General features: G+C 72.0%; 20 protein-coding genes and 2 pseudogenes. 9 read left to right on the top strand and 13 right to left on the bottom strand.

From position 1 onward, the window contains the following. From LB823_RS11565 to eno, 3 genes and pseudogenes are all read left to right on the top strand, one after another. Nucleotides 1–152 (top strand): annotated as a pseudogene (locus LB823_RS11565) (class II fructose-bisphosphate aldolase); the annotation flags it as partial. Between the two features lie 80 nt (nt 153–232). Further along, the gene (gene gap, locus LB823_RS11560) at nt 233–1252 is read left to right on the top strand and encodes a type I glyceraldehyde-3-phosphate dehydrogenase (RefSeq protein WP_224647294.1); all 1020 of its coding nucleotides are present in this window, start codon (nt 233–235) and stop codon (nt 1250–1252) included. Beyond that, nucleotides 1249–2535: a phosphopyruvate hydratase gene (gene eno / locus LB823_RS11555; RefSeq protein ID WP_374201313.1), complete on the top strand. Its 1287-nt coding sequence runs from the start codon at nt 1249–1251 to the stop codon at nt 2533–2535. Before gap ends, eno begins: the two co-directional genes overlap by 4 nt. Nucleotides 2536–2548: 13 nt before the next feature. On the opposite strand, the gene LB823_RS11550 is transcribed toward eno, so the two are convergent. Next, the gene (locus LB823_RS11550; protein WP_224647293.1) at nt 2549–3706 is read right to left on the bottom strand and encodes a PLP-dependent aminotransferase family protein; all 1158 of its coding nucleotides are present in this window, start codon (nt 3704–3706) and stop codon (nt 2549–2551) included. 68 nt (nt 3707–3774) lie between these two features. Next, entirely contained in the window at nt 3775–5334 is a 1560-nt protein-coding gene (glpK, locus tag LB823_RS11545) for a glycerol kinase GlpK (RefSeq protein ID WP_224647292.1), read from the bottom strand. A gap of 27 nt (nt 5335–5361) precedes the next feature. Here glpK and LB823_RS11540 point away from each other — a divergent pair, with 27 nt between their 5' ends. Beyond that, on the top strand, nt 5362–7176 hold the full coding sequence (locus LB823_RS11540) for a glycerol-3-phosphate dehydrogenase/oxidase (RefSeq protein WP_224647291.1): 1815 nt from the start codon (nt 5362–5364) through the stop codon (nt 7174–7176). On the opposite strand, the gene LB823_RS11535 is transcribed toward LB823_RS11540, so the two are convergent. Both LB823_RS11535 and LB823_RS11530 read right to left on the bottom strand, forming a co-directional pair. Further along, complete coding sequence (locus LB823_RS11535; RefSeq protein WP_224647290.1) at nt 7177–7749, bottom strand: META domain-containing protein; 573 nt, start codon at nt 7747–7749, stop codon at nt 7177–7179. Nucleotides 7750–7799: 50 nt separating this feature from the next. After that, entirely contained in the window at nt 7800–9425 is a 1626-nt protein-coding gene (locus LB823_RS11530) for an MDR family MFS transporter (protein WP_224647289.1), read from the bottom strand. Between the two features lie 128 nt (nt 9426–9553). On the opposite strand from LB823_RS11530, the gene LB823_RS11525 reads away from it, so the two are divergent. Then, nucleotides 9554–9997 carry an SRPBCC domain-containing protein gene (locus LB823_RS11525; RefSeq protein WP_224647288.1) on the top strand — a complete coding sequence of 148 codons (444 nt, stop codon included), beginning with the start codon at nt 9554–9556 and terminating at the stop codon, nt 9995–9997. A gap of 26 nt (nt 9998–10023) precedes the next feature. Here the strand turns inward: LB823_RS11525 and LB823_RS11520 are convergent, their stop codons facing one another. The 5 genes and pseudogenes from LB823_RS11520 to LB823_RS11500 all read right to left on the bottom strand — a co-directional run bounded on the left by LB823_RS11520 (nt 10024) and on the right by LB823_RS11500 (nt 14649). Continuing rightward, complete coding sequence (locus tag LB823_RS11520; RefSeq protein ID WP_224647287.1) at nt 10024–10239, bottom strand: dodecin; 216 nt, start codon at nt 10237–10239, stop codon at nt 10024–10026. A 65-nt stretch (nt 10240–10304) separates the two neighbouring features. After that, complete coding sequence (locus LB823_RS11515) at nt 10305–10670, bottom strand: VOC family protein (RefSeq protein ID WP_224647286.1); 366 nt, start codon at nt 10668–10670, stop codon at nt 10305–10307. Between the two features lie 132 nt (nt 10671–10802). Next, entirely contained in the window at nt 10803–11192 is a 390-nt protein-coding gene (locus tag LB823_RS11510; RefSeq protein ID WP_224647284.1) for a PaaI family thioesterase, read from the bottom strand. A gap of 719 nt (nt 11193–11911) precedes the next feature. Beyond that, nucleotides 11912–13315 (bottom strand): annotated as a pseudogene (locus tag LB823_RS11505) (acyl-CoA synthetase); the annotation flags it as partial. Next, nucleotides 13312–14649 (bottom strand): SLC13 family permease, encoded by a 1338-nt coding sequence (locus LB823_RS11500; RefSeq protein ID WP_224647282.1) that lies wholly within the window; start codon nt 14647–14649, stop codon nt 13312–13314. The pseudogene LB823_RS11505 and the gene LB823_RS11500, both read right to left, overlap by 4 nt. Nucleotides 14650–14749: 100 nt before the next feature. On the opposite strand from LB823_RS11500, the gene LB823_RS11495 reads away from it, so the two are divergent. Then, a complete protein-coding gene (locus LB823_RS11495) occupies nt 14750–15493 on the top strand; it encodes an IclR family transcriptional regulator (RefSeq protein ID WP_224647281.1) in 744 nt (247 codons plus the stop codon). Nucleotides 15494–15503: 10 nt separating this feature from the next. Here the strand turns inward: LB823_RS11495 and LB823_RS11490 are convergent, their stop codons facing one another. Further along, nucleotides 15504–19970 (bottom strand): ATP-dependent helicase, encoded by a 4467-nt coding sequence (locus LB823_RS11490; protein ID WP_224647279.1) that lies wholly within the window; start codon nt 19968–19970, stop codon nt 15504–15506. A gap of 171 nt (nt 19971–20141) precedes the next feature. Here LB823_RS11490 and LB823_RS11485 point away from each other — a divergent pair, with 171 nt between their 5' ends. From LB823_RS11485 to mftM, 3 genes are all read left to right on the top strand, one after another. Beyond that, on the top strand, nt 20142–21566 hold the full coding sequence (locus LB823_RS11485) for a carboxylesterase/lipase family protein (RefSeq protein ID WP_224647277.1): 1425 nt from the start codon (nt 20142–20144) through the stop codon (nt 21564–21566). 109 nt (nt 21567–21675) lie between these two features. After that, the gene (locus LB823_RS11480) at nt 21676–22293 is read left to right on the top strand and encodes an LGFP repeat-containing protein (protein ID WP_224647275.1); all 618 of its coding nucleotides are present in this window, start codon (nt 21676–21678) and stop codon (nt 22291–22293) included. Between the two features lie 87 nt (nt 22294–22380). Next, nucleotides 22381–23187: a mycofactocin oligosaccharide methyltransferase MftM gene (gene mftM, locus LB823_RS11475; RefSeq protein ID WP_224647273.1), complete on the top strand. Its 807-nt coding sequence runs from the start codon at nt 22381–22383 to the stop codon at nt 23185–23187. A gap of 6 nt (nt 23188–23193) precedes the next feature. Here mftM and LB823_RS11470 read toward each other — a convergent pair whose 3' ends face one another. From LB823_RS11470 to LB823_RS11460, 3 genes are read right to left on the bottom strand one after another with little or no spacing between them, the layout of a single operon-like run. After that, a complete protein-coding gene (locus LB823_RS11470; protein WP_224647271.1) occupies nt 23194–23850 on the bottom strand; it encodes a response regulator transcription factor in 657 nt (218 codons plus the stop codon). Next, entirely contained in the window at nt 23847–25181 is a 1335-nt protein-coding gene (locus LB823_RS11465) for a histidine kinase (protein WP_308011446.1), read from the bottom strand. The genes LB823_RS11470 and LB823_RS11465 overlap by 4 nt, the downstream gene beginning before the upstream one ends. Further along, nucleotides 25178–26350: an iron-containing alcohol dehydrogenase gene (locus tag LB823_RS11460; RefSeq protein WP_224647295.1), complete on the bottom strand. Its 1173-nt coding sequence runs from the start codon at nt 26348–26350 to the stop codon at nt 25178–25180. The genes LB823_RS11465 and LB823_RS11460 overlap by 4 nt, the downstream gene beginning before the upstream one ends. Between the last annotated feature and the right edge of the window lie 18 nt (nt 26351–26368).

Raw genomic sequence — 26368 nt, 5'->3', positions numbered from 1 at the left:
ACGGGGTGCTCAAGATCGACGGTGAGGTCGGTAACAAGAAGGTCTACGACCCCCGCTCCTACCTGAAGAAGGCGGAGACGTCGATGGCCGAGCGGGTCGTCGAGGCGTGCAACGACCTGCACTCCGCCGGCAAGTCCATCAGCACGAAGTAGCCCGAACAGGCTGCACCACAGACACATCCCGTCCGACGCCGCGGAGACACCGCGAACGGACACATCTGAAAGGAACAACCATGACGATTCGCGTAGGCATCAACGGATTCGGCCGGATCGGCCGCAACTTCTTCCGGGCGGTCGCCGCCCAGAAGGCGCTCGGCGGCGCCACCGACATCGAGATCGTCGCGGTCAACGACCTCACCGACAACGCCATGCTGGCGCACCTGCTCAAGTTCGACTCCATCCTCGGCCGCCTCGACGCGGACGTGGTCGCCGACGGCGATTCCATCCGCGTGGGCGACCAGGTGATCAAGGCGCTCGAGGTCCGCGAGGGGCCGTCGGCGCTGCCCTGGGGCGACCTCGGCGTCGATGTGGTCGTCGAGTCGACGGGCATCTTCACCGCCCGCGACAAGGCGCAGGGCCACCTCGATTCCGGCGCCAAGAAGGTGGTCATCTCCGCGCCCGCCTCGGGCGAGGACATCACCATCGTGATGGGCGTCAACGACGACAAGTACGACGGCAGCCAGAACATCATCTCCAACGCCTCCTGCACCACGAACTGCCTCGGCCCGCTCGCGAAGGTCGTCAACGACGAGTTCGGCATCGTCAGCGGCCTCATGACCACCGTCCACGCCTACACGCAGGACCAGAACCTGCAGGACGGCCCGCACAAGGACCCGCGCCGCGCCCGCGCCGCCGCGATCAACATCGTGCCCACCTCCACCGGCGCCGCCAAGGCCATCGGCCTCGTCCTCCCCGAGCTCAAGGGCAAGCTCGACGGCTACGCGCTCCGCGTGCCGATCCCCACCGGCTCGGTCACCGACCTCACCGTCGAGCTGGGCAAGCGCGCCACCGCCGACGAGATCAACGCCGCCCTCAAGGCCGCGGCCGAGGGGAAGCTCAAGGGCATCCTCAAGTACTACGACGCCCCGATCGTCTCCTCCGACATCGTCACCGACCCGCACAGCTCGCTCTTCGACGCCGGCCTCACCAAGGTGATCGACAACCAGGCCAAGGTCGTCTCCTGGTACGACAACGAGTGGGGCTACAGCAATCGCCTCGTGGATCTCACCGGCCTGGTGGGGAAGTCGCTGTGACGACCGCCGGAGAGATCGTCCAGGTAGGTGCCCGCGAGATCCTCGATTCCCGTGGTAACCCCACGGTGGAGGTGGAGATCGTGCTGGCCGATGGCAGCTTCGCTCGTGCGGCGGTGCCGTCGGGTGCGTCGACCGGTGAGCACGAGGCCGTGGAGCTGCGCGACGGTGGTGAGCGGTACGGCGGCAAGGGCGTCACGAAGGCCGTCGAGGGTGTGCTGGATGTCATCGCGCCCGAGGTGATCGGTATCCCCGCTGACGAGCAGCGGATCATCGATCAGACCCTGCTGGATTTGGACGGCACCCCGGACAAGAGCCGCCTGGGTGCGAACGCCCTGCTGGGTGTGTCGCTGGCGGCGTCGAAGGCCGCCGCCGAGTCGGCGGCGCTGCCGCTGTTCCGGTATCTGGGTGGCCCGAACGCGCACATCCTGCCGGTGCCGATGATGAACATTCTCAACGGCGGCGCGCATGCGGACAGCGGTGTGGATGTGCAGGAGTTCATGGTCGCGCCGATCGGTGCGGAGACGTATCGGGAGTCGCTGCGCTGGGGTACCGAGGTCTACCACTCGCTCAAGTCGGTGCTCAAGAGCAAGGGTCTGAACACCGGCCTGGGCGATGAGGGTGGTTTCGCCCCGTCGGTCGCGGGCACCCGGGAGGCGCTGGAGCTGATCTCGGAGGCCGTCGCCAAGACGGGCCTTAAGCTCGGCTCCGATGTGGCGTTGGCGCTGGATGTGGCGGCGACGGAGTTCTACAGCCCCGAGGGCTACAAGTTCGAGGGCAAGGTGCTCAGCGCCGCTGAGATGGGTGAGTTCTACGCCGAGCTGATCGGTGAGTTCCCGCTGGTCTCGATCGAGGATCCGCTCTCGGAGGACGACTGGGAGGGCTGGGTCGACCTGACGGACGCGATCGGCGACAAGATCCAGCTCGTCGGCGACGACCTGTTCGTCACCAATCCCGAGCGGCTGGAGGACGGTATCGCCCGGGGTGCCGCGAACGCGCTGCTGGTGAAGGTCAACCAGATCGGCACGCTGACCGAGACCCTCGACGCGGTCGCGCTGGCGCACAACAACGGCTACAAGAGCATGATGAGCCACCGCTCGGGTGAGACGGAGGACACCACCATCGCCGACCTGGCCGTCGCGGTGGGCTCGGGCCAGATCAAGACCGGTGCCCCGGCCCGCAGTGAGCGGGTCGCGAAGTACAACCAGCTGCTGCGCATCGAGGAGGAACTGGGCGACGCCGCGCGGTACGCCGGCGACACCGCCTTCCCCCGCTACGGTGCTTGACTGGCCTGCCTGATCACAGCACCGTCGACAGTCGCCGGACGGCCTCGCGGAGGTCGTCCGGCGATCCGGTAGTGAAGCACAGGCGCAGGGCGTGATCGAGGTTCCGCTGCACCGCGAAGGCCGAGCCGGGGACGTAGGCGACGCCGGCGTCCACGGCCGCAGTGAGGGCCTGGGATGTCGGTGTGCCGTCGACGAACTCGCCCCAGAGGAACATGCCGCCCTCGGGCGTGGTCAGGCGCAGCCGGTCGCCGAAGGCGTCGACGAGCGCGGCGTGCAGGGCCAGCGCCCGCTCGGCGTAGACCGCCCGGATGCCGGCGACGTGCGAATCGAGCCAGGCGGTGTCCGCGAGCAGCTCCGCCGCGATCGCCTGGGTGAGGCTCGAGCCGCACAGGTCGGCGCCCTGTTTGAGCCGCTCCACGAGGGCGAGAACGGAAGCGTCGCCGTGCATCCAGCCCACGCGCAGCGACGGCGCGACGATCTTCGACGCGCTCGACAGGCGCAGCACCCGGTCCGAGAAGGCGGCGACGGGCGGCACCGTCGTTCCTGCGAAGCGCAGCCCTCCGTACGGGTCGTCCTCGATGATCCAGAAGCCGAATTCGTCGGCGAGGCGGGCGAGTTCGCGCCGCCGTTCCTCGGAGAGGGTGGCGCCGCCGGGGTTGTGGAAGTTCGAGACGGTGTGCACGACCCGGACCCGCTCGCGCTCCAGCAGCGGGCGCAGCTCGTCGACGCGCATCCCGTCGGCGTCCATCGGCACGCCGATGACGCGCGCGCGGGTGGTGTCGAAGGCCTGCAGCGCGCCGATGTAGCCGGGGTCCTCGACGATCACCGCGTCGCCGGGGTCGAGCAGCGCCTGGGCCAGGAGGGAGAGCGCCTGCTGTGAGCCGTGCGTGACGACCACGGCGCCCGCGTCGCGTCCGAGCGCGGCCGACTCGCGGGCGTGGACCACGTCCCGGAGTGCGGGGGCGCCGGTGGTGAGGCCGTACTGCAGCGCCGACGGCGAGCGCAACGCGGACTCCGCCGCGCGGGCCACCCGTGCGGCGGGCAGCAGGTCCGCCGCCGGCAGGCCGCCGGCGAGGGAGATGACCCCGGGACGTTCGGTCACGGCGAGCAGATCGCGGATCGCCGAGCCGCGCACGGCCCGGACGGACTGGGAACCGGTTTCCTCGGACATGCGAGCACTCTCTCAACAACCCCTCCCAGTTGTCGAGATAGATATCTCAGTATATGAACACTCGCAGGTCAGGCCCAGTTCAGCGTGCGCTCCACCGCGCGGTTCCACTCGCTGAACAGGTGCTCGCGCTCGTCGGCGGGCATCGTCGGCAGCCACCGGGCGTCCTCCGCCCAGTTGGTGCGGATCTCGTCGAGCGTCCACACGCCCGTGGCGTAGCCGGCCGCGTAGGCGGCGCCGAGCGCGGTGGTCTCGATGATCCGCGGCCGGATCACGGGCACGTTCAGCACGTCGGCCTGGAACTGCATCAGCGTGTCGTTGACGACCATGCCGCCGTCGACCCGCAACTCGGTGAGCGGGATGCCGCTGTCGCCGTTCATCGCCTCGATCACCTCGCGCGACTGGTACGCGGTCGCCTCCAGGGCGGCCCGCGCGATGTGCCGCTTGTCGGAGAAGCGGGTCAGGCCCACGATCACCCCGCGGGCGTCCGGCCGCCAGCGCGGCGCGAACAGGCCGGAGAAGGCCGGCACCACGTAGACCCCGCCGTTGTCGGGGACGCCGGTGGCGAGCTCCTCGATCTCGGGCGCCGCGGAGATGATGCCGAGGTTGTCGCGCAGCCACTGCACCAGCGAGCCGCTCACCGCGACGGACCCCTCGAGCGCGTACACGGTGGCCTCGTCGCCGAGTTTGTAGCAGACCGTCGTGAGGAGGCCGTGTTCGCTGAAGATCGGTCGCTCGCCCGTGTTGAGGAGCAGGAAGTTGCCGGTGCCGTAGGTGTTCTTGGCCGAGCCCTCGTCGAGCGCGGCCTGGCCGAACATCGCGGCCTGCTGGTCGCCCAGGATCCCGGCGATCGGCACGCCGCCGAAGACGCCGCGCTCGCGGACGGTGCCGTAGACCTCGGCGCTGGAACGGATCTCGGGGAGCATCGCCATGGGGATCCCCATCGCCGCGCAGGTCGCCGGGTCCCAGGCGCCGTCCGCCAGGTTCATCAGCATCGTCCGCGAGGCGTTGGTGATGTCGGTGACGTGCAGGGGGCGGGCGGTGTCGCTGCGCTCCGTGCCGGTGCCGAAGTCGTCGTCCGTGGTCAGATTCCACACGAGCCACGAGTCGATGGTCCCGGCGCACAGCTCCCCGCGCTCGGCGCGCTCGCGTGCACCGTCGACGTGGTCGAGGATCCAGGCGATCTTGGGTCCCGAGAAGTAGGTGGAGAGCGGCAGGCCGCACGAGGCCTTGAACCGGTCGCGGTCGGGCTCGTCGAGGCCGACGGCGGCGAGCTCCTCGCACAGCGCGTCGGTGCGGGTGTCCTGCCAGACGATGGCGTTGTGGATCGGTGCGCCGGTGGCGCGGTCCCAGACCACGACGGTCTCGCGCTGGTTGGTGATCCCGACGGCTGCGATGTCGGTGGCGGTGAGGTCGGACGCCGCGAGGGCCTCCGCGCACACCAGTCGCGTGTTCACCCATATCTGCGTGGCGTCGTGCTCCACCCAGCCGCCGCGTGGGAAGATCTGGTCGTGTTCCCGTTGTTCGGAGGCCACGATGGTCCCGTGCCGATCGAAGATGATGCACCGCGTCGAGCTGGTGCCCTGATCGATTGCGGCGACGAACTGCGGGTCGCGCGATGAAAGAGCCACGACCGAATACTGACATGGTGATCACTGATGAACGCTGCCAACCCTGAAACCGCCACGACTCCGGGGACTTCCGGAACGGCGTCCGCGGGTGTCGCGACCGCCGCGCCGCTGCTGTCGCCGGAGTACCGGGCGCAGGCCTGGGACCGGCTGGGCTCGGAGGAGTTCGACGTCGTCGTGATCGGCGGCGGCATCGTCGGCGTCGGCTCGGCCCTGGACGCGGCCACGCGCGGTCTCAAGGTGGCGCTGGTGGAGGCCCGCGACTTCGCGTCGGGCACGAGCTCGCGCAGCTCGAAAATGTTCCACGGGGGGCTCCGCTACCTGGAGCAGCTGGAGTTCGGCCTGGTCCGCGAGGCGCTGCACGAGCGCGAGCTCTCGCTCTCGACGCTGGCGCCGCACCTGGTCAAGCCGCTGCCCTTCCTCGCGCCGCTCACCAAGCGCGTCTTCGAGCGGCCCTACATGGCCGCCGGCATGTTCCTCTACGACACCATGGGCGGCGCCAAGTCGGTGCCCGCGCAGAAGCACCTCACCCGCGCCGGGGCCCTGCGGCTCGCGCCCGGCCTCAAGCGCGGCGCGCTGGTCGGCGGCATCCGCTACTACGACACCGTCGTCGACGACGCCCGGCACACCATGACCGTCGCCCGGACCGCCGCGCACTACGGCGCCGTCGTCCGCACGTCGACGCAGGTCGTCGACTTCCTCCGTGAGGCCGACCGGGTCTCCGGCGTGGTGGTCCGCGACAGCGAGACCGGCGCCACCACCGAGGTCCGCTCGACCGTCGTCATCAACGCCACCGGCGTGTGGACCGACGAGCTGCAGGCCCTCTCGCACCAGAAGGGGCGCTTCCGCGTCCGTGCGAGCAAGGGCGTGCACATCCTGGTGCCGCGCGACCGCATCGTCAGCGACGTGGCGCTGATCCTGCGCACCGAGAAGAGCGTCCTGTTCGTGATCCCGTGGGGCATCCACTGGATCATCGGCACCACCGACACCGACTGGAACCTCGACCTGGCGCACCCCGCGGCCACGGCGACGGACATCGACTACATCCTCGACCACGTCAACAAGGTGCTCATCACCGAGCTGACGCGCGAGGACATCACCGGCGTCTACGCCGGCCTGCGCCCGTTGCTGGCGGGGGAGTCGGACGAGACGTCGAAGCTGTCGCGCGAGCACGCCGTGGCGGCCATCGCGCCCGGCCTCGTGACCATCGCGGGCGGCAAGTACACCACCTACCGGGTCATGGGATCCGACGCCGTCGACGCCGCGGAGGCGTACCTGCCGCACAAGATCCCCGCGTCCTGCACGGAGAAGGTGCCGCTGCTCGGCGCCGACGGCTACTACGCCCTCACCAATCAGACCACGTCGATCGCGCGCGAGCACGACGTGCACCCGCACCGCGTGACGCACCTGCTCAACCGGTACGGCTCGCTGATCGGCGACGTGCTCGCCCTCGCCGAGAGCGACCGCGGCCTGCTGGAGCCCCTGGCCGGGGCCCCGCAGTACCTCCGCGTGGAGGCGCTGTACGCGGCGAAGGCCGAGGGAGCGCTGCACCTCGAGGACGTGCTGGCCCGACGGACCCGTATCTCCATCGAGTACCCGGACCGCGGGCTCGAGGCCGCCGCCGAGGTCGCCGAGCTCATCGCCCCCGTCCTGGGCTGGTCGGCCGCGGACGTCGAGCGAGAGCTCGAGAACTACGGCGCGCGCGTGGCCGCCGAGCTCGAATCGCAGAACATGCCCGACGACGAGACGGCCGACGCGCTGCGCGCCGCCGCGCCCGAGGCGCGGGGCGAGATCCTCGAGCCCGTGCCGGTGCCCGACGCGGTCGCGCGGGCGATCAAGCGCTGATCAGCGCGCGGGGGTGACCGCGGCCGACGGTGCCGGGGTCGCCGCGGTGGAGACCGCCGCGGCGGGGTTCGACGGGGTGGGGCTCGACGGCGCGGCCGCCGCGCTCGACGAGGCGCCCGCGGGGGTCAGGACGAAGGTCCACGCCCGGTTGTTGTCGGGGTCGGTGAGCACCAGCTCGGTGCCGTTGCGCGACCAGATGCGTTCGCCCTTGAGGGCCTCGCTGATCGCCGTCTGCGTGCCCTTGGGGTCCGTGCAGTAGCGCTGCGTGGCCGCGAGGCCGGCACCGAAGTCGACGCGGTCCGCGGTGGCCAGCGATGTGGCCGTGCCGGTGAGCGAGTTGCAGGAGTCGTTGCCCGTGATGTTCGAGCCGCGGACCCAGAACCAGGCCGTCGGATCGGACTTCAGGCGCCACTGCGAGCCCACGAGGGCGGGCTTCGACGCGGCCGCCGATGCGGACGGGGCGGCGGACGTCGAGGTGGCCGGGTCGGCGCCCGCGGAGGCGGCGCAGCCGGCCGTCAGGACCGCGGCGCCCGCGAGCAGCGGAAGGGCGAGGGAGGCGGACTTACGCATCATGCCTGCGATTATGCCGTCTCACTCGCCCCTTGCGCACCTTCAGTTACACCTCAGTTGGTCTTGGAGATCCCTACCCGAGGCCTGTCGGCGGCCTCCGTCGGGGCGCCGGTGACGGCGTCCGCGCAGGTCGGGGCGTTCGGGCCGGTCTCGTCGGCCGGCGCGGCATCCGCGCCGGACTCCATGTCGATCGTGGTGCGCAGCGGCTTGTTGGGCAGCAACGCGACCGCGATCAAAGTGACGATCGCGCACGCCGTCGAGACCAGGAAGATGCGTCCGGTCGCGTCGCCGAACGCGGCATTGGTGGTCTCCCGGATGAGCGGGCTGTGCGGATCGCGGACGTGGTTCGCGACGACGCCCTCCTTGACCAGGTCCGTGACGCGGGCGGTGAGGACCGCGCCGAGCGCGGAGACGCCGATCGCGCCGCCGAAGGTCCGGAAGAAGGCGACCGAACTGGACGCTGCGCCGATGTTCTGCACGCTCACGGTGTTCTGCACGGCGAGCACCAGGTTCTGCATCAGCGCGCCGATGCCGAAGCCCATGACGGCGATGTACGCCTGCACCTGCCAGATGGGCGTCAGGTGATCGATGGTGCTGAGCAGCGCGAAACCGATGACCAGGATGACGGCGCCGCCCACGACGTACCGCTTCCACTGGCCGGTGCGGGTGATCAGCTGGCCGGAGGCGACGGACGAGATCAGCATGCCGAGCACCATCGGGATGGTGAGGATGCCGGCCATCGTCGGGCTGTAGCCGCGCGAGTTCTGGAAGTACAGGCCCAGGAAGGACATGGCGCCGAACATGCCCACGCCCACGGCGATCGAGGCGATGATCGCGAGACCCGTGGTCTTCTCCGTGATGATCTTCAGCGGGATGATCGGCTCTTTCGCCCGCGATTCCACGAACACGGTGGCCGCGAGCAGCCCGAATCCGCCGACGAGGTACACGACGGTCGACACCGATAGCCAGCCGTAGTTCTTGCCGGCGAACGAGACCCAGATGAGCAGCACGGAGACACCGGCGGTGAGCAGAGTGGCACCGAGCCAGTCGATGGAGACCTGGTCGTTGCGCTTCGTCGGCAGGTGCAGGGTGCGCTGGATGAGGATCAATGCGGCCACCGCGACCGGGACGCTGATGTAGAAGCACCAGCGCCAGCCGATGTGATCGGTGATGATGCCGCCCAGGATGGGGCCGCCGGCCATCGAGACCGCCATGACGGCGCCCATGTAGCCGGAGTACCGGCCGCGCTCGCGCGGCGGGATGATGCTGCCCATGATGGCGACGACGAGCGCCGTGAGGCCGCCCATGCCGATGCCCTGGATCACGCGGGCGACCAGCAGGACCTCGATGTTCGGGGTGGCGCCGGCGAGGACCGAGCCGGCGACGAAGATGACGATCGCGGCCTGGACCAGGACCTTCTTGTTGAACAGGTCGGCCAGCTTGCCCCAGATCGGGGTGGAGGCCGCGTTGGCCAGCAGCGCCGCGGTGATGACCCAGGAGAACGCCGTCGTGGAGGCGCCCAGGTCGGAGATGATCTTCGGCAGCGCGGTCGAGACGACCGTGGTGCTCAGCAGTGCGGTGAACAGTGCGGCGAGCAGGCCCGCCATGACCTCGAGGATCTCCCGGTGCGTCATGGGGGCCGAGGCCTGTGGTTCGGCTTCCGCCGTGATCTCGGACATCGGGACCTTCCTTCAAAGCTCTAAGCAATAACGTGCAGGGTGCAACTGTAACTTCGGCGAAGATATTCCGCCACCTCATTACCTGTGACTCAGCTCGCAACGGGTGGAACATGTTCTAGGTTGGTGGCATGCCCTTCACCATCGACCACACCCGCGAGATCGCTGCCCCTCCGGCGCTCGTCTGGCAGGCGCTCACCGACTTCGACGCCTACGGGCAGTGGAACCCCTTCGCCGTCGAGGCGACCTGCGACCTCCGGCCCGGCGGCGCCATCACCATGCGGGTGGCGCTCCGGCCCCCGAAGGTGATGACGCAGAAGGAGTTCATCGTCTCCGTCGACGAGGGCCGCGGCTTCGCGTACGCCATGAAGCCCGCCCCCGCCGGGCTGTTGCGCAGCATCCGCGAGCAGGACATCGTCGACCTCGGCGACGGCCGGTCGCGCTACACCTCGCACTTCCAGCTCGACGGTCCGCTCTCACCCGTCGTGAGCGCACTCCTCGGCGCGCACCTGCGCCGCGGCTTCGACGGCAACGTCGACGGACTCGTACGGCAGGCGGAGAAGCTGGCTCGGTGACCGCCGACCGCCTGACCCGCACGGGGTCAGGCGGTGTCGTCCATCCGGAAGCCGATCTTCAGCGTCACCTGGGTGTGCGCGACGGCGCCGTTCTCGATGTGTCCGCGGGTGGACACAACCTCGAACCACTCCAGGTTCCGCATCGTCTGCGAGGCGCGGCCGACCGCGTTCGCCACGGCCGCGTCGTACCCCTCGGTGGAGGTGCCGACGACTTCGATGACTCGGTACACGTTGTTCGTCATACCTCCCCATACTCCGCTTCCCGCGGTGCCGGGGTGGCGGAACGGCGAGGTCGCTAGCGTCCGGCTCAATCCACCGGGGAGACCCGGATGAGGTTGCCGTCGGGGTCCGTGACCACGAACGTGCGGCCGAAGACCGCGTCGTGCGGCTCCTCCACGACGCGGACCCCCTTCGCGACCCACTTCGTGAAGATCTCGTCCACCGCGGACGCCGGTCCCGGCACCATCAGTCCGACCTCGCTCGTGCGCGGGGTGGCAGGGACGACGTGCTCGCCGCCTCCCGTCCACACTGCGAACAGGACGCCGGGAGCGACGTCGAAGGCCACGTAGTGCGGAGTGACGAAACTCGGTTCGATCTCGAACAGGTCGCTGTAGAAGGTCGTCGCGGCCGCGGCGTCGCGGACGTAGGTCAGGAACAGGTTGGGCGTGGGCACGGAGCGCTCCTCGGGTCGGTGACTGTCGTACCGCTCCAGTCGACCGCACCATCGGGACAGTTCCTGTCCCGAATTCGCCAGGAACGCCCAGGGGGACCGCCCCGCCCTCGATCGCCGCCCCTGTAGGGCGGGCTATCTCGCGCGGACGCGCCGGGTGAACCGGGCGGTGGCGCGGGCGATCACCTGTTCCTCGGGGTCGGTGACCCGGATGACGAAGATGTCCTCCTTGGGGAGCCGCTCGCCGACGCTCGCCTCGGCGCGCAGGGCGTCGCCGAGACGGGTGGGACGCAGGTAGTCGATGTGGATCGCGCTGGCGACGCCGGTGTGCTCGTCGTCGTTCGCCGCCGCGGCGACGGCCGTGCCCACGAGGGCGAAGACGAAGGCGCCGTGGGTGGTGTCGTGCGGGTTGAGGTGGTCCTCGGTGACGGTCACCGTCGACACCGCCCGGCCACCGCCGTGCCCGGTGACCTCGATCCCGAGGAACTGCGCGTAGCGGTCGACGGGCTGCTGCGGGGTGCTCATCGGTCCATCTTCTCCGATCGGGCATCGGCCGCCGTGAGCGCGGCGCGCATCGCCGCGCGCTCGGCCTCGGGCCAGGGGCCGGACGCGGCGAGGGGGATCTCGGTGAGGAAGCGCCGCTGGTCCTCCGGGATCCGGGTGACGAACAGGTCGGGGGCGCGGCCCGCCGTCGCGAACAGGTCCGGGCCGTCGGCGTAGTACGGGTCGATGAGGACGGGGCTGCCGTCCGCGCGGAGCATGACGTTCGACGGGTTGGTGTCGAGCGGCCCGCACCACGGCAGGTCCCGGAGCGCTTCCTCGTGGATCCGGCCCACGACGGCCGCCAGCTCGGCGACCTCCACCGCGCCGGCCGCGATCGACCGATGGAATGACTCCGCCGCGCCCTGCGGGGCCTCGTCGAGGCGCTCCATCACCTGCAGGTCGCCGCCGCCCGCCAACCGGCGGTGCGCGTGCAACGCGGGTACCTGCCCGGTGTGTGCCGCCGCCCGGTACAGCGCCGCGCTGTACGGCCCGACGGGGTCGAACGGGCTGATCCGCGCGACGAGGGCACCGTCGGGCGAGGCCAGCGCGACGGCCCAGTCCCCGGCCCCGCACCGCTCCCAGCCCGCGGCCGCGAAGGCGGCCTCCGCCGCGCGATGATCGGCGTCGGGCGGCAGGTCGACGGGGAGCGGGTCCATGGCCCCAGTGTGCCCGGCGGCGTCGGCGGCCGGCCCGTCGCCGCGGATCAGAGCGGCCTTCTGCACCTTGCCCATCGCGTTGCGCGGCAGTGCGTCGACGAAGCGGATCTCGCGCGGACGCTTGTGCCAGGACAGCTCGCCGGCGACGTGCGCGATGAGCGCCTCGGCGTCCGCGTCGCTCCCGGGTGTCGCGGCCACGTACGCGACGATCCGCTGCCCGAGGTCGGCGTCCGGCACGCCCACGACGGCGACCTCGCGGACGTCCGGCCGGGCGAGGAGTGAGGTCTCGATCTCGCCCGCACCGATCCGGTAGCCACCGGACTTGATGAGGTCGACGGACTCCCGCCCGACGATGCGGTGGAACCCGGCCCCGTCCTTGACGGCGACGTCGCCGGTGATGAACCAGCCGTCCTCGGTCCACGACGCGGCGGTCGCGTCCGGCCGGCCCAGGTAGCCCGCGAACAGCATGGGGCCGCGGACCTCGAGTCGTCCGACGCTCTCGCCGTCGGCGGGCACCTCGGCGCCGTCCTCCCCGCGGAGACGGGTGTCGACGCCGCCGACGGCGGAGCCCACCCACCCGGGGCGACGCTCGCCGTCGGCGCGGGTGCTCAGCGTGATCATGGTCTCGGTCATCCCGTACCGCTCGATCGGCGCGTGGCCGGTGAGCGCGCGCAGCCGCTCGAAGACGGGCAGGGGGAGCGGCGCGCTGCCGGACACGAGCAGCCGGGCGTCGGCGAGTGCGCGGGCGGACACCTCGTCCGCGGCGATCCGGCCCCAGACCGTCGGCACGCCGAAGTACATCGTGGCCGGTGTCGCGGCGTACCGCTCGGGCGCGGCCTTCCCGGTGTGCACCACGCGGGACCCGATGTGCAGCGAGCCGAGGATCCCGAGGATGAGCCCGTGGGTGTGGAACAGGGGGAGCCCGTGGGCGACGGTGTCGCGGTCGGTCCAGTCCCACGCCTCCGCGAGCGCGTCGATCCCGGCGGCGATCGCCGCGCGGCTGAGCAGGACGCCCTTCGGGGCGCCGGTGGTGCCGGAGGTGTAGAGGATCATCGCGATGTGGTCGTCGTCCGGCTCCGCCTCCTGCGCCGGAACGGATCCCGTGTCCGGGGTGACCCGGCGGACGGGCAGGTCCACGTGCTCGCGCGGCTCGCCGACCCAGGCGGTCGCCGCGGAATCCGCGAGGATGTGGGCGATCTCGGCCGCACCGGCGTCGGGCGGGACCGGTACCGCGGTGATGCCGGCCAGGAGGCAGCCGGTGACGGCGACGACGGTCTCCAGGGTCGGCGTCGCGCAGATCGCGACGGGCCCGCGGGTGTCCAGGTACGCGGCGAAGGACTGGGCCGCGGAACGCAGTTCGGCGCGGGAGAGGCTGTGGCCGTCGACGGTGACCGCCCGCGGATCGTCGGCACGGGTGCGATCGAGGAGGGCGGCGAGCAGAGCAGTCATGAGAACACCATTCCTGGGACGATGAGGACGAGCGTGAGGACGATCGGGCCGGCGACGACCATGGACAGGCCCCAGCGGGTGAGCAGCCGCGTCATGCGCGGCCGTTCGGCCTCGTCGACGGTGGTGGCGACGTAGGTCGCGCCGACGGTGGAGAAGGGCGAGACGTCGACGATCGACGAGCACACGCCGATCGCGCAGATCAGGGCCCAGCCCGGGATGCCGCCGTCGGCGATGAGCGGGAGCGCGAGGGGGACCAGGGCGGCCAGCATGCCCGTGGTCGAGGCGAACGCCGAGATCAGGCCGGCGGCGGCGCAGAGCAGGAGGGCCGCGACGAGCGGGGAGCCGAGGTGGACGGCCTGCTTGCCGAGCAGGTCGACCACGCCGAGCCGGGTGAGGACGCCGACGAAGGTGATGATGCCGCCGACGAGGAGGACGGAGCCCCAGTCGATCCGGGTCATGGCCTGCTTGCCCGCGACGGGATCGACGAGGGCGAGGACGGCGCCGAGGGCGAAGCCGAGCACGCCGATGTCGGGCTCGAGGCCGCTGACCGAGAGCGCGATGACAGTACCTACGAGGCCGGCCATGGCGACCACGGTGAGGAGCTGGATCGGCGTCGGGCGACCCGGCGGCGCCGGCTCGGCGGAGAAGTCCTCGTCGACGGCGAGGGTGGTCTGGCCGGACTCGGAGAGCGCGGCGCCGCGGGCGACCATGGCCTCCGCGAAGGCGGGCGTGCGGCGCTCCGCGCGTGAGCGTCCGAAGAGGGCGTAGGCGACGGCGACGAGCACCAGGTTCACGGCGACCGCGACGCCGAACAGTAGGAGCGGGCTCAGCGGGATGCCCGCGGCGTCGGCGGTGCCCCAGGTGATGATGCCGAACAGACTGGTGGGCGCGAAGGCGCCCGCGCTCAGGCCGGCGCCCATGGCGAGCGCCATGAGCATCGGATCGATGTTCCGGCGGTGCGCGATGCTCATGCCCATCGGCGCCATCACCAGGCCGCCGAGCGGGGCGCCCATCGCCGAGAGCGCGGCGGTGAGGACGAAGAAGACGACCGGGAAGAGCTTGTCCCGCCCGCCGACCCGGGCGAGTGAGGACTCGATGAGCCAGTCGACGGTGCCGTTCGCGTGCGCGACGCCGAAGAAGTAGGTCACCCCGACGAGCAGCACCAGGATGGACAGGGGGAACCCCGCGACGACGTCCTTGAGCGCCATGTCCGCGACCCAGAGCCCGACGCCGCACGCGGCCGGGAACATGACGATCCCGATGTTCACGTTCCGGGCGGCGGACAGGGCGAAGATCGCGACGAACACTCCCAGCGCTATCAGTTGTGCTGACACGGGGACCTCTTTTCCTATCGGTCCACTGTGTGGCACAATGGACTACTGTATGGACCAGCGGGATGTAATGTAGATCACGACCGAGGAGCGGGGCAAGGGAATGGCGACGAACAGTGTGGTCTCGGCGTTCAAGGTGCTCGAGGCGGTGGCGCGGATGCAGCCCGTGGGGCTCTCCGAACTCGCCCGCGCGGTGGAGCTCCCCAAGAGCACGACCCAGCGGTGCCTGCTGACGCTCCAGGAGGTGGGGTGGCTGGCGCCCACCGAGGGCAGTCCGCCGCGGTGGCAGATGACCTATCGCGCCATCGCGGTCTGCGGCCGCGCCGGCGTCGGGCGTGGGCTGCGCGACGTGGCGATCTCCACCATGAACGAGCTGCAGCTCGCGACGACGGAGACCGTCCACCTGTGCGCACCGGACGGCGATTCGCTGGTGCTCATCGAGCGCCTGGACACCTCGCACCCGCTGCGCGCCTTCCTGCCGCTCGGAGAACGGATCTCCTTGCACGCCAGCGCGACCGGGCTCGCCTACCTGTCCGCGTGTACGGCGGAGACCATCGACGAGTACCTCGCCGGACCGCTGGTGGCGTCCACGCCGGACTCGATCACGGACCCGGGCCGGCTCCGCGAGGTCCTCGCGGCGGTGGCGGAGCGGGGCTATTCGACGAACGTCGGCGGGCTGTCCGTGGGGATCAGCTCGATCGGCGCGCCGATCCTCGACCACGGCGGGTCCCCGGTCGGTGCGATCTCGGTGTCCGGGCCGAGCAGCCGGCTGGTCGAGGACCGCTTCGACGAGCTCGGGCCTCAGGTCGCCGGCGCCGCCGCGCGGATCGTCCTTCTCCTGCAGTGACTCCCGCGGGTCAGCGCACGCGCAGCCCCTTCGGGGTGCGCGCGAAGCCGGCCGCCGCGAGCGCGCCGGCCAGCGGCGAGGTGAGCGCGGGGGCACCGTCGACCTTCTCGACGGTGAGGCCGCCGAGCCGCGGCGCCGCCCCCGCGAGCGCGGTGAGGGCGGCGTCCGGCGCGTCGGTGAAGGTCAGCAGGGTGCGGCCGCCGCGCTCGACGAACAGCGCGAGCGCACCGTCGACCAGCACGACGAGGGCGCCCGCCTTGCGGCCGGGCCGGGCACCGTCGGGCGTCTCCGGCCAGGGGAGCGCGGCGCCGTACGGGTTGGCGGGGTCGGTGGCCGCCAGCACCAGCGCGGACGCCTCGCCCCGCTCCTGGGCCCGCTCCAGCGCGGACGCCGCGTCGCGCAGCGCGTCGACGGTGCCGCCCCGCGCGAACTGTGCCGCCCCCAGCCGCTCGATGAAGTAGCCGCGCCGCGCCTTCCCGGATTCCTCGAACGCGGCCAGGGTGCGATAGATCCGGGCGAAACCGCCCTCGACGTGCTCGGCCATGACTGCGCCGCGGGTCACCACGCCGTATCGCTCCAGCAGCTGCTCCGCCAGGGCGGCGGACTGCTCCGTGGCGCTCGCCTCCGCCGGCGCGGGCGGCAGCGACCAGCGGCCGGCGACCATGGGCGGCGACTGGTCCACGGCGACGCGGAACCGCGCGCGGGGAGCGCGCCGCGGCGTGCGGTGGGCGGTGGCGCGGCGGCCGCCCGCGAGCCGGGCCCGGACGGGAGCGAAGGTGTCGCCCGTGAGCCGGCCCGCCCACACCAGGTCCCACAGCGCCTCCGGGGTGGCGCCGGCGAGCTGGCGGTAGAAGTACGCGCCGCCGCCACGGACCGCGTCCTCGATCGCCTCGTGCGCCGCGGCGGTGTCGAGCGCGCCCGGCGGGGGCAGGGTGAGCGGCGCGAGATCCGCGGGGTGGAACGCGATCCAGCCGTCCTGCGCGCCGATCGCCCCGTGCCCCGTCCACACCACCTCGCCGGTGCCGGTCAGCTCGTCGAGCATGGCGGGTGAGTAGTCGGCGACGCGCTGCGGCAGCACGACGGACTCCCACGCGGACGCGGGGATCGGAACCCCGGCGAGCTGGTCGATCACGGCGGCGACGCCGTCGATCCCGCGCAGCGGGGCCTTGAGGTGGTGCCAGCCCGCGAGGAACTCGGCGTAGGCCCGCTCGGGCACCGGTTCCACGTCCTGCCGGAGCCGGGCGAGGCTCCGCTGCCGGATGCGGCGCAGCACTTCTGCGTCGCAGAACTGCGGGACCCCGTCGACGCCCGCGTCCTCGCCGTCCGGGATGAAGCGGCCCTCGATCACCTTTCGCGACGCGACCAGTTCGGTCAGCGGGCGCTGCACCACCGCGACGCCCAGGCCGTAGCGCGCGGCGACCTCGGCGGCGGTGAACGGGCCGTGCCGGCGGGCGTACCGGGCGACCAGGTCGCCGACCGGGTCCGGCACGGCATCAGTGAACGCCGACGCGATGCCCGGCTGCAGGGGGACGCCGAGCCCGTCCCGCAGGCGCGCCGCGTCCTCGACGGCGGCGATCCAGCCGTCGCCGTACTCGAAGACCCTTCCCGCGCCGAGTAACTCGTCGACCGCAGAGGGCGCCCCCTCGGAGCGCTCGCCGATCTCGGCGCGCGTGAGCGGGCCCAGCTCGCGGATCAGGTCCGCCACCTGCTCGACCGTGCGCGCCCGATAGCCGGGCGCAGTGCGCTGCAGCTGCGCCGCGATCTCGGCGAGGATCTCGGCGTCGAGGAGCTCGGTCAGCTCGACCCGGCCGAGCAGCTGGGAGAGCACCGCCGGGTCCAGGCTGAGCACGGCGGCGCGGCGCTCGGCCAGCGGCGCGTCGCCCTCGTACATGAACGCGCCGACGTAACTGAACAGCAGCGAGGCCGCGAAGGGCGAGGGCGCGACCGTCTCCACCTCCGCCAGCCGGACGGTGCGCGACTCGAGCGAGCGGTGCACGGCGATCAGCTCCGGCACGTCGTAGACGTCCTGCAGGCACTCGCGGACCGCCTCGAGGACGATGGGGAACTGCGGGTAGCCGCGCGCCACCTCGAGCAGCTGGCTCGCGCGCTGGCGCTGCTGCCAAAGCGGCGCCCGCTTGCCGGGGTCGCGGCGGGGCAGCAGCAGCGCCCGGGCCGCGCACTCGCGGAACCGCGAGGCGAACAGGGCGCTGGATCCCACGGCCTCGGTGACCAGGGCGTCGATCTCGTCCGGTTCGAAGCGGAAGAGCTCGGCGCCGGGCGGGGCGTCGTCGGTGTCGGGCAGGCGGACGAGGATCCCGTCGTCCGTCGCGGTGACCGCGCCGGAGAGCCCGAGGCCGGCGTTCAGCCGCGCGCCGATCGCGAGCGCCCAGGGGGCGTGCACCTTCATCCCGAGCGGCGAGTGCAGCGCCACGCGCCAGTCGCCGAGCTCGTCCCGGAACCGCTCCACCACGAGCGTGCGGTCGGTGGGCAGGACGCCCGTGGCCCGCTGCTGCTCGTCGAGCAGGGCGACGAGATTGTCGGTGGCCCACGCGCCCAGGCCCACCTCCCGGGCCTGCGCGCGCTGCTCGGCGTCGCCGAGCGCGGTGAACTCGCGGGTGAACCGGCCGATGGCGCGGCCCAGCTCGGCCGGGCGGCCTACGGTGTCGCCGATCCAGAAGGGCAGCCGTCCCGGCTGGCCGAAGGCGGGGGAGACCAGCACCCGGTCGTGCGTGATCTCCTCGATCTTCCAACTGGTGGCGCCGAGCGCGAAGACGTCGCCCACGCGGGACTCGTAGACCATCTCCTCGTCGAGCTCGCCCACCCGGGAGGCCTTCTCTCCCACCATGAAGACGCCGAAGAGGCCGCGGTCGGGGATGGCGCCGCCGGAGGTGACCGCGAGCCGCCCGGCGCCGGGACGCCCGGTGAGCGTGCCGGCGTCGCGGTCCCAGACGACGCGCGAGCGCAGCTCACCGAAGTCCTCCGCGGGGTACCGCCCGGAGATCAGGTCGAGCACCGCCTCGTACGCCGAATCCGGCAGCGCGGCATAGGGGTGCGCCCGCCGCACCAGAGCGAGCCAGTCGTGCACGTCCAGCTGGTCCATCGCCGCGGCGGCGATGGTCTGCTGCGCCAGCACGTCGAGCGGGTTGCGGGGGACGACGAGCTTCTCGATGGCGCCCTCACGCATCCGCTGCACCGTGACGGTGCTGTGCAGCAGGTCCGTGCGGTGCTTGGGGAAGAAGACGCCGCGGCTGGGCTCGCCCACCTGGTGGCCCGCGCGGCCCACGCGCTGCAGGCCCGCGGCCACCGACGGCGGCGCCTCCACCTGGATCACGAGATCGACCGCGCCCATGTCGATCCCGAGTTCCAGGCTGGACGTGGCGACGACGCAGCGGAGCCGGCCGGACTTCAGATCGTCCTCGATGATCGCGCGCTGCTCCTTGCTCACCGAGCCGTGGTGCGCCCGTGCGAGCACCGCGTCCGCACCGTGCGTCTGGCCGCTGGCGAGCACCTGCGCCGGGGAGCCGCCCGCGACCGCGGGGTTCGGCGGACCGGCGTGCACGCCCGCGGCCAGCTCGTTGATCCGGGCCGTGAGCCGCTCCGCGAGGCGGCGGGAGTTGGCGAAGACGATGGTGGAGCGGTGCCGCTCGATGAGCTCCACGATGGACGATTCCACGTGCGGCCACAGCGAACCCTGCTGCACCGGCTCGTCCGGATCTTCCGAGACCACGTCCAGCTCCGTCATGTCCGGGACCGGCACCGTGACGGTGAGCTCGAACTCCTTCTGCGACGGCGGGCGCACGACCGTCGCCGGCCGCGGGCCGCCGAGGAACGCCGCCACCTCCTGCGCCGGCTCGACGGTGGCGGACAGCCCGATCCGCTGGGCGGGTTCGTCCAGCAGCTCGTCGAGGCGCTCGAGCGAGAGCGCGAGGTGCGTGCCGCGCTTGGTGCCGGCGACGGCGTGCACCTCGTCCACGATGACCGTGCCAACCTGCGCCAGGGTCTCGCGGGCCTGCGAGGTGAGCATGAGGAAGAGCGACTCGGGCGTGGTGATGAGGATGTCCGGAGGCCTGCGGACGAGCTGCCGCCGCTGCTGCGCCGGCGTGTCGCCCGAGCGCACGCCGACGGTGACCGCGGGCGCCGGCTCGCCCCGGCGCTCCCGGACCCGGGCGATCCCGGCGAGGGGCGCGCGGAGGTTGCGCTCGACGTCGACCGCGAGGGCCTTGAGTGGGGAGACGTAGAGGACCGACGTGCCGCGCGGACCGTCGGACTCCGACGGTGCGGGGCGGTCCGCGAGCCGATCGAGGGCCCAGAGGAACGCCGAGAGGGTCTTGCCCGAGCCCGTGGGGGCCACGACCAGCGTGTTGTTCCCCTGCGCGATCGACCGCCAGGCGCCGGCCTGTGCCGCGGTGGGCGCGGCGAAGGACTCGGCGAACCATTCGGCGGTGGCGGGCGTGAACGCCCGGAGGGCGTCCGGCATGGGTCCATCATGGCGCAGCCCTCCGACATGTGGCCGCGGCCGGAATGCCGCACGTGTGCATCGGTCGGTCGCAAAGCCGTCGGACCGCCGCGAGTTCTGCTTCAATCGCAAAGGACAGGTGTTGGAACGGGCCGTTCGGGCGACCGCCGGCCCCGGTGAAGGTGGTGCGGAATGAGTGGACCCAGGGTCGTGTGCCCGGCCGGCGAGATCAGCGGCGCATTGGTGGGAGGTGTCGCGCGGTACCTCGGGATCCCGTACGCCAAGCCCCCCGTGGGGGAGCGCCGCTTCGCGCTGCCCGAGCCGGCGGATCCGTTCGACGGTGTCTTCGAGGCCACCGCGTTCGGGCCGACGCCGCCGCCGTCGATGGAACTGCCGCAGCCCTACACCTACCCGGTGATCGAGGGCGACGACTGGCTCACGCTCAACGTCTGGGCGCCGGCCGATGCGCAGCCGGGCGACGCGCTCCCGGTCTACGTGTGGATCTACGGCGGCTCGTTCGCCATGGGCAACACCGCGCAATCGCTCTTCGACGGGACCGCCTTCGCGCGCGACGGCGCGGTGTACGTCTCGGCGAACTACCGGGTGGGCCTCGAGGGCTTCACGCACCTGCCGGACGCCCCCGACAATCGTGGCCTGCACGACCAGCTGCAGGCGCTGCGCTGGGTGCAGGCGAACATCGCCGCGTTCGGCGGCGACCCCGGGCGCGTGACGATCGGCGGCGAGTCCGCGGGCTCGATGTCGGTGTCGTCCCTCGCGACCACGGAGTTCGCCGGAAAGCTGTTCCATCAGGTCATCTGCGAATCCGGCATCGGCGTGGCGGCCGACGTGCCGACGGCGGCGAAGCTCGCGGACCCGCTCAAGGCCGCGTTGGGCCTGCACCTGACCGCGAAGGCGCTGCGTGAGAAGGACCCTCGGGAGTCCGCCGCCGCCGTCGCGAAGGTGCTGCGCAAGCTGAGCCCGCACAACGTGCTCACGCTGTTCCCGCCCGTGATCGACGGCGAGCTGCTGCCCGAGAACCCGGTGAGTCGCCTGGCGAAGGGACCCGTGCCCGTCCGGATGATCATCGGCAACAACCACAAGGAGTCCGACTTCTGGCGAGTGTTCGGCGAGTTCGTGCCCGGCGACAATCCGCTCAAGGCGCTCGACGTGCTGCTGCGCCCGTTCGGCGACACGGCGCCGATCGTGGGCGCGTACCGGAAGGTGTACGGCGACACGCTCACACCGGGCGAGATCGTGCTGGAGCTGCTGTCCGACGGTGCCTTCGGCGGACCCAGCTACGCGGCGCAGCGGGGACAGGGCGAGAACTGCTACGCCTACTACTTCACGTGGCCGTCGAGCGTGCACACGAAGTCGGCGATGCACACCCTCGACCTCGGTTTCGCCTTCGACAACGTGGCCGACCCCGGCTTCGCGATGTACGCGGGCGACGCCGCGCCGCAGGCCCTGGCCGACGACATCCACGGGCGCTGGATGGAGTTCATCGCCACCGGCGTTCCGGGACAGGACTGGCGGCCGTTCGGCTCCGAGGCCGACGTCAAGGTGTTCGGGCCGCCCGCCACGCGGAACCTGGACGCGTTGGGCTCCTGGCAGTACTGACGTCCGGTGTGTCGCCGGGCACACGCCCGGCGACACACCAGTGATTGTTGTTGTTTGTGTGACTCATGTGATTCATGATGTTCAGGAGGTACGGACCTAAGGAGCAGGAATGACCACGCACGTCTCGTCGAACAGCCACCGTCGCGCCTGGGTCCGGGGTGCCGTCGCTGCGGCGGCCGTCGCCGTCGGCATCAGCGGCACCGTGGCTGCGGTAGCCAGGGCCGACCAGCAGGTCGGCCGCTTCCTCGTCAAGGGCCAGATCGAGGTCTCCTACTTCGCGACGGGCGGGCCGTCGACGTGGGGAGTGCCGCTCATCGCCGAGACGAACGCCGGCCGCGGCGGCAAGTTCCAGACCTTCAAGAACCAGGCCTCGTTCTACTGGCACCCCGGCGCCGACGGGGGCAACGCCCACCAGATCGGCGGCGCGATCCGCGCCAAGTGGGGCGAGAACCGCTGGGAGAACGGCCCGCTGGGCTACCCGACCACCGACGAGCTGCAGTCCCGCGGCCCGTTCAACGCCGTCACCGGCGCGATGAACGCCTTCCAGGGCGGCGTGATCTACTGGTCGCCCGCGTCCGGCGCGTGGCCCGTGTGGGGCGAGATCCTGGTGAAGTGGAGCGCCGACAAGCGCGAGTCCGGCAAGTACGGCTACCCGACCGGCCCCGAGATCCGCACCGGCAGCACCTTCTCCCAGACCTTCCAGCGCGGCGTGATCACCTGGCCGTGACGGCCGGCGCGTCCCCTCCGACCGGGTAGGCCTCCGCCCCGCCGTCGGCCCGGCGCGGTGCGCCGCGGGCGTTCCTACGCTCGGAGGATGATCGATGTCCTCGCCCCGCAACGGCCCGGAACCTGGTCCGACGGAACGGTGACCGTGTCCCGGTCGGCCGAGCTCGACGGGGCGCTCGTCACCGTCGAACGCGCGGGCGGGCGGGTGCACCTGCGGCACCGGCTGCGGCCCGAGCACCTGCGGGACTCCCTCGCGGCGCGCCTCGCCGCCGTCGCGGCGCCGCGCACCGTCGACGAGTTCGAGCGGCTCGTCGTGGGCGCGGTGCGCAGCACCGTCGACGCCGCGGACGCGGCCTGGCTCACCTACTACCGCAACTCCCTCGCGGACCTCGAATCCGGCTGCACCCCTTTCGCCCCCGTCCACGCCCGTGCAGAGGAACTGTTGGAGGGGGATTCGCTGCTCGACCTCGGTTCCTGCTTCGGCTTCTTCGCGCTGCGCGCGGCCCGCCGCGGGTGGCGCGTCACCGCCTCGGACCTGTGCCCCGGCGCCATGGACCTGCTCGCGCGGGTCGCTCCCGACCTCGGGGCGCCGCTGCGCACCGTCGCCGCGGACGCCGCCGCGACCGGCCTGTCCGACGGGTACGCCGACACCGTCACCGCCCTGCACCTGCTCGAGCACGTGCCGCCCGCGGCCGGGCGCGCGATCCTCGCCGAGGCGGTGCGGCTGGCCCGCCGCCGGGTGATCGTCGCGGTGCCCTACGAGGACGAGCCCGACGCCCGGTACGGGCATGTGCGCACCTTCACGGCCGCGGCGCTGCGCGACCTCGGCGCCGCGACCGGCCTCGGCTTCTCGGTCTCCGAGCACCACGGCGGGTGGCTCGTTCTCGACCGGTGACGCTCGCTAGATGATCCCGCGCTTGCTGGCCTCGTAGGCCGCCTCGGTGCGGCGGCTCACGCCCAGCTTGCGCAGCAGGTTGCTGACGTGGAACTTGACCGTGGTGGGCGAGATGAACAGTTGCTCGCCGATCCGGCTGTTGGAGTGGCCCTTCGCCAACAGGCGCAGCACCTCCAGTTCGCGGACGGTCAGGGTGTCGTCGGGCGCGCCGCCCGCGAGCGTCCGCACCACGGCGACGGCGGTGCGCGAGTCGAAGGCGCTCTGCCCGCGCGAGACCGACCGGATGGCGCTCACGAGCTCCGTGGTGTCGACGTCCTTGACCACGTAGCCGCGCGCACCGGCCTGGACGGCCTCCACCACGAGCCGCTCGTCGAGGAACGTGGTGAGCACGAGCAGCCCGATCTCCGGGTGCGCCGCCGTGAGGTCGCGGCACAGGCTCAGGCCCTCGAGTTCCGAACCGCCCGACAGCTTCAGATCGATGACCATCACGTCGGGCCGCACGTGTTCGGCCACCGCGCGCGCCTCGGCCCGGGACACCGCCTCGCCCACGACCTCCAGGTCGGGCTCCCGCTCCAGCACGGACCGCAGCCCCTGCCGCAGGATGGCGTGGTCGTCGACCAGCACCAGCCGCGACCGCTCCGTCCGTTCCTGCGTCTCCGTCACGATTCCTCCTCCACCGGTAGTGCCACGTGCACGCGGACGCCGCCGATCCGCGAACGCCGGATCGCGAGCCGCCCACCGCATTCCGCGGCCCGCGCGGCCATGTTCGCAAGGCCGCGCCCGTGACCGTCGAGGTCGCGCTCCCGGCTGGTGGCGAGCGCGGAGCGCAGTGCCGCGGGATCGCCCGCACCGTCGTCGTCGACGGCGAGCTCGACGACGTCCGGCCCGTACCGCAGGGAGACCACCGCGCGGGTGGCCTCGGCGTGGACGGCGACGTTGAACAGCGCCTCGCCCGCGATCCGCAGCAGTGCGTGATCGACGGCAGCGGGCAGCTCGCGGGTCTCGCCGCGCACCCGGACCGAGACGGTCAGCTCGTCGGGCTCGTGTACGACGCCGAGCCGCCGCAGCATCTCCGGCAAGGCCGCGTCCTCGTGGTCGTGACTGTTGCCCAGCGTGTAGATCGCCGCGCGCAGTTGTTCCACGCCTCGCCGCGTCATCTCCTTCGCCAGGTCGAGCCGCTCGGCGCGCTCCGCCGCGGGGATGTCGCTGCGGCACACCTCGATCTGCATGCCCGCGGACAGCACGGCCTGCGTGACGCTGTCGTGCAGCTCGCGCGCGATGCGGTGCCGCTCGTCGTCGAGCACGCGCTGTCGCTGCGCCACGCCGAGCTCGCGCTGCGTGCTGATGAGCTCCGCGTTGCGCACCGCGAGGTCGGCGGCCGTCCGCCGGGCCTGCGCGTGGGCCTGCTCGGAGCGGGTGAGCAGCGTTGCGATGCCCTCGTAGAGTGCCGCGTTGTGCAGCGCGACCGCCGTCTGGCTGGCCAGGATGCTCAGCACCGCGGCGTCGGTGCCGTCCAGCTCGCGTCCCTCGGGCACCCACGCGGCGATCGCGCCGACCACCGCACCGTCGAGCACGAGCGGCACGAACGCGTGCCGCCCCTCGAGGGACGTCCGGTCCGACACGGTCGCGGGGTCCCGGATCCGTTCGAGGCAGTCGACGACCTCGTAGGGCAGCGGCGGGCCGGTGACCCGGTCCACGAGATACGGGATCCCGTCCGGGCCCAGCACGAGGCGTCGCATGCCCGCGGCCGTCAGCCGGCCATCGGTGAGCGCGAAGACCACCCAGTCGGCGCGCAGGTGCTCGCGCGCCACCTCCGCGACCGAGCACACGAGCGTCTCCGGGCCCTCGACGGTGCGCACCAGCGCGCCCGCGATGAGGTCCAGCGCGTGCAGCACGCGCTCGGCGCGCTCTACCGCCCCGCGGTACTGCGGGTAGTAACTGCTCTTGCCCGACCGCAGGCCGGTGAGCGCGGCGAGGTCGGATTCGGCGGTCACATCGCCGCCCGGAAGAGCTCGGTGATCTCGCCGACCGTCGCCGCCCGCGGGTTCGTCGTCATGCACGAGTCCTCGAGACTCTGCGCGGCCAGGCGCGGGAGAACTTCCTCGGGCACGCCGAGCTCCGACAGGCCCCGCGGGACGCCGACCTCCCGCGCCAGCTCCTCGACCCGGTCGGCGACGGCGGCAGCCGCCTCCGCGGCCGGCGCCTGCTGCTCGTCGAGCCCCATCCCGGCGGCGATCGCCACGTACGGCGTCGGATCGGCGGCGGCGTTGAACCGCACCACGTGCGGCAGCAGGATGCCGTTGATGACGCCGTGCGGCTTGTCCAGGAGCCCGCCCACCTGGTGGCTCATCGCGTGCGCGGCACCGAGGATCGCGTTGGTGAAGGCCATCCCCGCCTCGAGGCTGGCCTGGGCCATCACCAGCCGGGCCGAGATGCTGCGCGGGTTCGCCATGCTCGCGGTCAGGGATTCGGAGACCAGGCCGACGGCCCGCAGCGCGTGGTGGTCGGTGAGCGGGTTGTGCGCGAGCGAGACGTACGCCTCCACGCCGTGCGTGAGCGCGTCGAGGCCGCTCGCCGCGCCCAGCCACTCCGGCATCGTGGTCAACAGTCGCGGGTCGATGACGGTGACGTCCGGGACCAGTGCCCTGCCCAGGATGGTGGCCTTGGTGGCCCGCTCGGTGTCGGTGACGATGCAGAACTGGGACACGTCGGCGCCCGTGCCCGCGGTCGTGGGAACCATGACCGTCGGCGGGATGGGGCGGGTCACCCGGTCCACGCCCACGTAGTCGAGGATCCGGCCTCCGTTGGTGGCGAGGATCGCCACGCCCTTCGCCGCGTCCATGACGGACCCGCCGCCGATGCCGAGCACCACGTCGCAACCCGCCTCGGCGTACCGCTCGAAGGCGGCTGCGACCTCGTGGTCCTTCGGATTCGGCGTCACCGCGCTGAAGACCTCGGGCCGCAGCCCGGCGTCGCGCAGGTGCCCGAGGAGCTCGGCGACCCAGCCCGCCTCGATCAGCCCCGGGTCGGTGACGAGCAGTGGGCGCACCGCGCCGAGGCGGACCGCCGCGTGGGCGGCCTCGCCGAGGGAGTCGACGCCGAAGACGATCTCCGGGGCGTGGAACTTGACGGTGCGCGGCACCTCCCGGGACACCAGCGGCATCATCGCGGCGCGCTGATC

This window comes from Tsukamurella sp. M9C (assembly GCF_020169415.1).
Taxonomy (GTDB): domain Bacteria; phylum Actinomycetota; class Actinomycetes; order Mycobacteriales; family Mycobacteriaceae; genus Tsukamurella.
Note: the sequence above shows the minus strand (reverse complement) of the source record. Positions and strands in the feature narration are given on the sequence as shown.